The organism is Planctomycetota bacterium (assembly GCA_016872555.1).
Taxonomy (GTDB): Bacteria; Planctomycetota; Planctomycetia; order Pirellulales; family UBA1268; genus F1-20-MAGs016.
This window is the reverse complement of sequence record VGZO01000094.1, coordinates 1-7,757: the sequence shown is the minus strand read 5'-3', so window position 1 is coordinate 7,757 and position 7,757 is coordinate 1. Positions and strand designations below refer to the sequence as shown.

Here is a 7,757-nt window from a genome sequence, read left to right as displayed (position 1 = left end):
GCCGTCGGCGGTGGCCCGGTCGCTGGAGACCGACGCGATCCGATAGCCGCGCAGCGCAGCCGAGAACTGCGGGGCGACGGTCGTGATGCCGGCCAAGCGGCCTTCGAGCAGGGCGTCGGTCCGCTTCAGGAGCACCGCGGTATCGTCGGGCGGGACTCCTTCGGCGATGACATCCTCCTCGAGCACATGGAACCATCCATCGACAATCGTCTTCAGGGCACCGTCGGGAGTGTCGGCGGTGGCGAGTCGCTCCATCAGCCGCCGGTAGACCGTCTCCAGCTTGTGGAGCGGAGTCTCGGTCTCGGAGATCTGCACTTCGCTGGTCACGAAGCCGCGCTTCCGAGCCCGGTCGGCGAGCCAGCGCGTGAAAAACGTCTTGCCGCAGCCGTAGTCGCCGCGCACCGCCTTGAATACCCCGCGTCCCGACGCGACGGCGGCGAGGTCGGCATCGACCGCCGCCTCGAAGCGCTCGAGGCCCACGCAGAATGCATCGAGGCTGGCACGGGGTACCGTGCCGCGGCGCAGGGCGTCGACGATCTCGGCGGCACGCCGCGGGCTGATGCTCATCGCCGTGCATCCTCCGGTGACATGCCGAACTGCACCAGCAGCGTCGGCTTGTCGAGGGTGACGGTGTCGCTGCGGATGTCGACGGAGATCACCTGATAGCCGTCGACGTTGAACATCCGCTGGGCCACCGAGAGGAGGCCGGGGAGGCGGAGCGTCGCATAGCCGAGCGTCCGGGCGAGTGCCGGGCTCGTGAGCGTTCCACCTCTGGCGTCGAGGGTCGCGAGCAGCCGGCAGAGGATCTCGTCGCCGGGGTATCCGCGGGTGACGAGTTTCTTCTGCGCGGCGAACACGTCGGTGGCGATCACCGCGGTGGTCCAGTCAGGAGCGCCGGTCGCCGCCATCGCCGCCTTCGGGGGGACCGTCTTCGGGTCGGGCACCGGGGGTTGTTCGTGATGGATGTCGAACAGCATCCCCGGCGGTTTCTTCGGGGGCGTGGCCGGTTCGGGCCGGCTGGCTGCGGCCGCCCCGTCGCGATCCCACCATGGGGGCGTCGATTCGGGCGCCGGTTGCCAGCCGGCCGGCTCGGTCACGCCGGAGGAAATCAGCACGCTCGTCGCCACGACCATTTCCTGGGGCGAGATCCCGCCGTGGTAGCCGCGTTTCGTGGCGGTGATGTACCGGACCGACTCGCTCCACGACGTCACGAGCGCACCGCCGGGGACCGCCACCCGAGACCCGCGCAGGGCGAATTCGTCCGGTCCGGGAGGAGGGCCGGCCACAGCCCGCCAGCGTTCGCCACCGGCGGCCCCCGGAATGAACCGCGCGGTCGTGCCCGTGTCGAGCACGTGGCCGTGGTCGCTGGTGAGGATCACGGCCCGGCCGGCGCGGGCGGCGTCGTGGAGCAGGGCTTCGAGCACCGGGATCGTGTCGAGCGTCCACCGGACGAGGATCTGATCGGCCTTGGCCAGGTGGTCGTCGACGGCGTTGACGATCACGCCGACGACGCGGCGCTTCGTCGACGCGATCTCCTCGCGAACGACCTCCGCCACCGTCGTTCCGGACAGGTGGGCCTTGGCATGGAGCACGGGACCGAGGCCGCCGGCGCTGGCCTCGACGAGCCCGCGGTGGGCGGCGAATGCCGCCCGCTCGTCGGCGCCGTCGGTCGCGAACCGGCCGGCGAGGAGGCTCGCCCGCGAATACTTCGTCTCCGAAGGCACGGTGGCGATCACCGGCCGGCTCGAGCAGCGCCCCTCCTCGACGATCTCGAGCCAATCGCGACGGTCGCGAGTGAGGTGATCGACGAGCTCCCGGCACACCGCCGCCGACATCCCGTCGAGCACGATCAGCAGCACCGGCATGGCCTTCGCCAGCGGTGCGACGACCGCGTCGAGGACCTGCTCGATGAGCAGGACGTCGGCCGGATAGGCACCGGATGCGACCGACGCGGCCAGGAGCGTGGCAAACTCCTGGGCGGCGGCCTCCTGCTCGCGGGTGGCGGCGGCGTGGAGCGCGTCGAGCCCCTCCGACAGCTCGCGCGACGCGGCGAGCCGGCCCGAGGCCGACCGCGCCCAATCGACGAAGCTCCCTTCGGCCAGAAAGCGGCCGGCAGCGTCGGCCAGCGATTCGGCGGGACGACGCTCGCGGCGTCGCGTTGCCAGAAAACGCACCAGCCGCGTCGCCATCTCGAGCCGCTCCGACTCGGCCGGATTGCGGTGCGTCTGGTCGTGGGCCCGGACCTGCCGGGCGACCTCTTCGACGGCGTCGGTGTTGGCGCTTGGTGCGGCGAGGAACTCCTTGACTGCTGCGGCGAACATCCCCAGGCGCTGGGCGTGGCCGAGGGGGAGGATCGGGCTGGCATGGGCATGCGCCGAGCCGTCGACCTCCGCGAGCAGCTCTTCGGCGCGCGCGAGGGTTCGCCGCTGGTCGACCGGGTCGGCCATCGACGTGCGCACCAGTGCCGCGGCCTCGCCGCCGATCCGCTCGAGCTGGGCCACGCCCACGGTGCGGTTGCCGAACCACAGCCCCTCGAGCTTGCCGATCGCCCGATCGGTCCGGCTTCGGACGCGCCGGTCGGTGAGCACCCCGGCGACGAGCGCCAGTGGCACCGCATCGGGCTCGTCGGTCTTGTCGGCCACGGCGAAGACGAATTCCGCCGCGTCGCCGGCGCGACTCCGCAGCCACTCCTCGATCCCCGCGCGCAGCTCCGGCGCCAGCGCACGCAGCCGGCGGACGCGCGCCGTGTCGAGCGACCACTTGAGGATCGCCGCGAGATCGGGCAGGTCTGCCGACAGGCCGATCGTGGCGGCGAGGAGATCACGCCACAGCGTCTCGGCGTCGAGAAACCCGCTCTTGGCCGTGGCGGTGCGCGTGCCGCCGAGATGCTCGACCACCGCGTCGGCGAGCCAGTCGTGCTTCACGAGGCGCGGATCGATCGACTCGGCGGCGAACTGCTGCTGGACGAGGCTCCAGCGGTCGATCGTGAACAGCCGCGGTCGGTGGAGCCGCGCGAAGATGTCGGGGCTGATCGCCGCATCGTCGAGGTTCGTGACCAACACCCGCACCACCCCCGTCTTGCCGGCGGGCGGGGGCGCCTTGAGCGCCAGGCGCAGGGCGAGCGGCGAATCGCACTGCGCGATGAAAAACGTCGTCTCGCCGTCGACGTGCACCCCTTCGCCGAGCCACCGCGCCGCCGACCGGATCCCGACCGGCCGCCGGATCGGCCTGCCGCGTGACAGCGCCGCGACCCGGGCCCGGATCTGGTTGAACGTGATCGCCTTGGACGGGCTCGCCTGGTTCACGCGCCGTCACTCCACCGGATCGTGACTTCGATCGTCGCCCGGGGATGCGCCTGGCGGATCTGGTCGATGCGGGCCTTGGCGCTGTCGGCATCGGGAATGTTCTCGGTGCCGCGCGCGGGGATCGCCGGCGCGGACGCGGCGGGCGACGGCCGCAGCGGCGGCTCGGGCGCCTGCCGCTCGGCGGGCGACGACGCAGGAGCCGGCGGCGGGGTCCTGACGAAGACGGCCAGGAGCCGCTGATACGCCGTGTCGAGGACCTCGGACAGGGGTGTCGTCGCCACGTGGTCGTCGTGGCCGAGGGCCTCGCGCACGTCGGCGAGGATCGGTGCGGCCCGGCTTTGCACGTCGGGGTCGGCCCGTCCGATCTGGCCGACGAGATCCCACACCCGGTCTTCGAGGGCGCGGGCCCAGGTGTCGGCTTTCATGATGCACTCGCTCATCGCGCGCTCGGAGTTGGGCACGGCCGCCCGGGCGAGCACGGCGACGACATCCTTCGGCGCCGCCACCGCCACCGCGGCGAGCACCGCCGCGGCCGCGTCGGCCGTCTTCATCCGCTCGGCGGCATCGCGGGCCACTCCCAGGCCCGCGAGCCGCGCCTCGAGCAGCCGCGCGTAGTGGCCCACCGCGGCGCTCGAGCGCGCCGCTATCTCCTTGACCTTCGCCCCTGCCGCGGCGGCGTTGGCGGCGGTGGCCAGCGGCGAGACGGCCACGCCGAACAGGCTTCCTACCCGCGGCTGCCCCCGTGCCCAGTCGGCCGGATCGGGCGGTGCCTCCTGGGCGAGGACCCAGGTGTCGTCGAGCGATCCGATCGAGCCTTCGCAGGTGCCCCCGTGGAGCGTGAACGACATGCCGCCCTGCGCCGCCCACGCCAGGATCACGAGATTCTGCGCGGCACGCGTCAGCCCCATCTTCCCCGGTTCGTCGATCCAGTGACGCAGCTTCTCGACGGTGAGCGGACCGTCGTCCTGGGCGCGCTGGCGGTGGAAGTGATCCTTCCAGTGGTGGCCGATGACGAAGTGCGTGCCGTCGGGCGGCATCTCGCCGAGCAGCAGGGGATCGGCGATCTGGCGGAGGAGCGTGCGGTCGTCGCGCTCCACGGCCGCCCGGCCGTCGCGGGCCTGGCTCGCTTCGACCACCTTGCGGAGGACGGTCGACAGCTTCCCCGTGGTGAGCGTCGTTCCCAGCGCCGGCGCGGCCGGAAACTCCCAGGCCAGCGCCTGGCCGAGCAGGTCGTCGAGGGCGCCGGAGAGCGAGGCCTGCGCCGGCGGGCGGAGCGTGAGCCCGGCGGCGAGCGGTTGGAAGCGGTCGGCGAGGTCGATCTCGTGCGCCTGGTCGATGACCCCCGCGGCGCTGCCGCTCCCCAGGCCGTAGGCGAGGTTCACCGCCGCCACCAACTGGCCACGCAGCGTGTCGCGCTGGTTTTCGAGGATCCCGTGGGCCGCCTGCCGCGCCGCCGGGGTGAGGTGCGAGGCGTAGCCCTCGAAGCGGTTGCCGCCGAGGACGTGCTCGAGGACGGCGAGCCGGCCGAGGTCGTCGAGCGTGCGCTGCGAGAAGAAGGCGGGCACCCAGCCGATCGTCTTCGTCGAGCCCTTCGCCCGCCGGCACTCGTCGAGCTTCGTGAGGTCGTCGCGCGGCGAGAAGTTTTGCTGGTCGAAGGGGAAGTCGATCACCACCTTCCAGTCGTCCGACGGATTGGCGAGCTGGTCGGGGCTCATGTCGCGGATGTTGCGAAACACGACCGCCGCCTTCCGCTCGATGCCGCGCCATTCGACGGCGTGCTCCTGCTCGAACAGCGCGGCATCCTCGATCCCGAGCGCCTCATGAAACACGATCTGGCGGATGATCTTCACCCGGTTGCCGTAGCTGTCTTCGCTGGCGGCGCGCTGGAGGATGCTGTCGGTGTCGACGTCGGCCAGCACGATCGCGATCGTCGGATTGCGCGGTTCGCCGGAGATGCGGATCTCGCCGACCTGCGCGGCCCAGGCGCGCACCTTGTTGGCGACCGCCTGCACCTCTCCGCCGACGATCGGCGAGGCGATCGTGCCGTGGTTGAGCGCCGCGAGCCGTTCGGCCGTCATCCCGCGCAGCGCCTCCACCTCCGGCACGAGGGCCGCCAGGAGGAGCGTCTTGAGGAGCCGCTCGTCGGCCACGAACGCCTTCCGCGCCGGATCGGCCGGGGGAAGCCCGTGGATCTCGTCGCGTGTCTTGCCGTGCTGGGTTTCGAGGAGCGGCAGCAGCTTCGTGTGGAGGAGCTTCTGCGCGTTTTCGAAGTGGGTGACGACGTCGGTATCGGTGACGGTGTCGCCATGGATGAGGATGTCGAACAGGTCGCCGACCGGCACGAGGTCGGTCACGGCCAGCGTGTCGCGGTGATCGACGAGGAGCTGCATCAGCACCTTGAGCGCCGTCCGCTCGCGCTGCAGCACGCTCGACACCGCCACGAGCGTCTGGATCAGGGCCGGCGAGAAGGGATACACCTGCCGAAACATCTTCCGGTCGCCCTCGGCCGTGAGGAGCGTGTTCATCACGCTGGCGCGCACCGTCGCCGTCCGCTGGAAGGCGGCGTCGATCTCGGCCCGTGCCGCCGCGCTCTTCGGCCGCAGCACGCGCTTCTCGGCGATCACCGGGAGGTTGCGGTCGGCGAGGTTGATCGTGCCGAAGCGGCCGCTGTTCCACCGCACGAAGTCGATGTAGTTGAGCTTGCCGGCTCCGGTCACCCCGGGCCCGACCAGGTCGCGGAGGTCGCGCTGGCGGGCGATGAAGCTGGCGATCGGCGCCGGCCGGTCGGGGTTTTGCGGCTCGACGAGCTTGGCGAGCTTGGACGTCTCGGTTTCCAGGAACGTGTGGTTGCTGGCGTGCGCTGCCAGCCACAGCATCAGCTCGTCGAGAAACAGCACCAGGCCGTCGTAGCCGAGGTCCTTGGTGTGGCGCGAGAGGATCGACAGTCCGTCGTCGAGATCGACGTAGGCCGAGAGCAGGTCTTTCGAGGCGTGGTAGCGCTGCCCGAGCCGGTCGACGAGGGCTTTGTGTTCCGGATCCTTGGGGGGCGCGACGAGCGCCGCCTCGAACCGGGCGGGTGTCCACTCGGCCGCGATCTTCCCCCAGCCGGTGGTGCCGGTGGTGCGGGTTTCGTTGAGGACCTTGAAAAACGCCTCGTCGCCGAAGCTCTGCCGGTCGCGGCGGGCCTGCGCGACCAGACCGGCCGACTTGTGCACCAGCGGCAGCGGGGTGCCCGGTTGCGTCCGCTCGAGATGATCGACGTAGCCCTTGAGGATTCCCTCGTCGAGCGAGGCCTTGCCGATCATGTGGTAGGGGACGAGGAGAAACTTCTTCCCCGCCATCCATTCGTTGTGGGCGTGGATGACGCTGGCCAGCTCGGGGATCGAGCGCGCCTGGAGGTTGCCGGTGAGGATCAGGTGGAGCACGGCCATGAAATGGCTCTTGCCCGTCCCGAAGCTGCCGTGGAGGTAGGTGCCGTTGCTGGCCCGCGTCGCGAGGCTGTCGCGGATCACGCCGAGGGCCTCGTCGAACGCCTTGGCGAGCTGTTCGGTGACGACGTAGTCGCGCAGCGTCCCTGCGGGGTCGAGCACCCCCTCCGCGAGCTTGAGCACGAACCGATTCGCGGGGAGCGACTCGGGGATCTCGATCACGTCACGGAGGAGGGTCATGGAGGGCGAACCCGAAATACGGCCTCGGGAAACAGGGGCGAATAGGCCACGAGCTTACGCCACTCGTCGGAGGGGAGTGGCGAAAAACCTGAAGTCGTAAACGTTTTTTCGGCGCGGGGCCCGTCCGTAAACGTTTTTGCAGCTTCGTAACCGTTTTTGCTGCCGCTGCATGGTTTCCCTGCCGTCTCCCTGGACCTCGGCGGGCTGCCGGTGCGCTGGCTCGAGTCCGTCTTGCCGTGCCTGGCGTATTCCCTGGTGCCGGCCCCGGACCGCGGCTCCGCCGACCTCATGTCCGTGGGACCGCCCGGTCCGCGACGGCCTGGATCCGGTCGAGCATCTCGCCGATCTCCGGAGCGAGCGCCGCGCGGCTCACGAACCCGGCGAGGGTGTGGTAGTCGGTCTTGCGCATCGTCGCCTCCGGCAGCCCGATGCTCGTGAAGAAGGCTTTGAACAGGGGGTCGAGAAACTCCGTCGAGACCTTGAGGTCGGGGCCGAAAGGATCCGCCTTGCCGAGATTGCGGAGTGACCCGACCACGAGCTCGATCGCCGCTTCCATTCGCTTGACGGTCGAGTCGGCAAACAACGGCGTCGTGCTTTCGCGGATCGCGTAATCACGGGCAAACGCGACCAGCGCTTCCGGTGACGTGAGGTAGTTCTCGATCTCGTAGCGACTCCACGTTTCCTGCCGGAGATACGGGTCGGGCGGCAAGGGCCTCGGCAGACGATCGAAAACGGCAATGCCGACGAGATCGGCCTTCGCCTCGCGGAGGCCGTGGAAATGATC

3 protein-coding genes are annotated in these 7,757 nt (G+C 70.5%); all 3 read right to left on the bottom strand.

Translation table 11 applies throughout. The features are described from left to right. A partial coding sequence (locus FJ309_16820) for a BREX system ATP-binding protein BrxD (GenBank protein MBM3956238.1) occupies window positions 1-567 on the bottom strand: 567 nt, incomplete at its 3' end. Next, window positions 564-3,305: a BREX-2 system phosphatase PglZ gene (pglZ, locus tag FJ309_16815; GenBank protein MBM3956237.1), complete on the bottom strand. Its 2,742-nt coding sequence runs from the start codon at window positions 3,303-3,305 to the stop codon at window positions 564-566. The genes pglZ and FJ309_16820, both read right to left, overlap by 4 nt. After that, window positions 3,302-6,973, bottom strand: coding sequence for a phage resistance protein (locus FJ309_16810; GenBank protein MBM3956236.1), 3,672 nt, complete (start codon window positions 6,971-6,973; stop codon window positions 3,302-3,304). Before FJ309_16810 ends, pglZ begins: the two co-directional genes overlap by 4 nt. Window positions 6,974-7,757 lie beyond the last annotated feature (784 nt).

What these genes read in the sequence shown, in the direction of transcription:
- FJ309_16810 (MBM3956236.1), bottom strand. Translation starts at nt 6,973, where the DNA reads ATGACCCTCCTCCGTGACGTGATCGAGATCCCCGAGTCGCTCCCCGCG.